1 protein-coding gene and 1 pseudogene are annotated in these 1,184 nt (G+C 67.0%); both read right to left on the bottom strand.

The window, feature by feature from the left end:
* Nucleotides 1–515 (bottom strand): annotated as a pseudogene (locus EOA29_RS37130) (flagellar hook-associated family protein); the annotation flags it as partial.
* 3 nt (nucleotides 516–518) lie between these two features.
* On the bottom strand, nucleotides 519–1,184 hold a 666-nt coding region (locus EOA29_RS37125), incomplete at its 5' end, for a flagellar basal body rod C-terminal domain-containing protein (RefSeq protein ID WP_281061136.1).

Below are 1,184 nucleotides of genomic sequence, written 5' to 3'. Positions count from 1 at the left end.
TTCTGGGTGAAGCCGAAGTAGCTGGTGAAGGCAGCGTCGAACGCCGCCTTGGCGGGCGAGCCGGCAGCGCTGAAATCGTCGATCGGCTTGACGTCGGTGTTGGTGCCGGCAAACAGATATTCGCCGTTGACGCTGGTGTTCAGGATGCCGGTCATCTGCTGCAGCGCCGAGGCGCCGGCGGTCTGCAGGACGCTGGTCGAGGAGTCGCCCGACACGCCGGCGGTCAGCGCCGACAGGAAGCTCTGCGCGACATCGGAGAGCTGGCCGAGCGAATCCTGGGTCGATGCCAACCGAGCGCCGACCAGCGCGTTGGAATCGATGATGCCGTTCAGCCGGTCGAGGTCGCGCTGGAAGGTGACGGCCTGGGTCGTGCGTCCGCCAAGCGCCAGGCCGACATCCGCGACCTTGCCGGTCTGGGATTCCGTCGTCGCTTTGACGAGCTCAGCCTGCATGCGCATCTGCTGATAGCGCATGGCGTTGGAGATGGCGGCTGAAGAAACGGCTGTCGCTTTCATGGATTATCCCACCGCGCTCAACAGGGCGTTCAGCATGTCGTCGACCGTCTTCATCATCCGCGCCGACGCCTGATAGGTGTGCTCGAGGTCGAGAAGGAGCGACATCTCCTGATCGACATTGACGCCTGTTTCGTTCGACAGCGCCTCGGCCGTGCGCGTGGCCAGCGCCTCCTTGGCGTCGGCGTTGGTCGATGCCTGCTGGCGCACGCCCTCGAACCAGCCGATGGCGTTGGCGGCATAGTCCGAGACGCCGGAGCTGACGGTGATGCCGGCGGATGTGTCGAAAGCCATCGGCTGATCCAGCCTGTTGCCATAGGCGATCAGCAGGTCCGAATAAGAGGCGCCGCTGCCGGGGTTGGAAACATAGGCCGCGCCGTTGGCGCCGCCGTCGCGCAGCAGCGAGGGGCTGCCGCCGGCGCTCGGATCGAACGCGGCGTTGACGCTGATCGAACCGGCTAGGCCATTGACCAGGGTGCCGGCGGCCGGGATGGCCGGCGCGCCGGACCAGGTGAAGAGGCCTGCCGCGTCGGGCTGCGACGGCGCGGTCTCGGCAAATGCCGCGATCAGGCCGCGCGCGATTTCGTCGAGCTGGCTCTGCATGGTCGCGGCGACGCTGTCGCGCAGCTTGAGCATGCCGGCAAGCTTGCCGTCGGCGGTGGCGGTGTCGCC

This window comes from Mesorhizobium sp. M1E.F.Ca.ET.063.01.1.1, from assembly GCF_003998155.1.
GTDB lineage: Bacteria > Pseudomonadota > Alphaproteobacteria > Rhizobiales > Rhizobiaceae > Mesorhizobium.
Note: the sequence above shows the minus strand (reverse complement) of the source record. Positions and strands in the feature narration are given on the sequence as shown.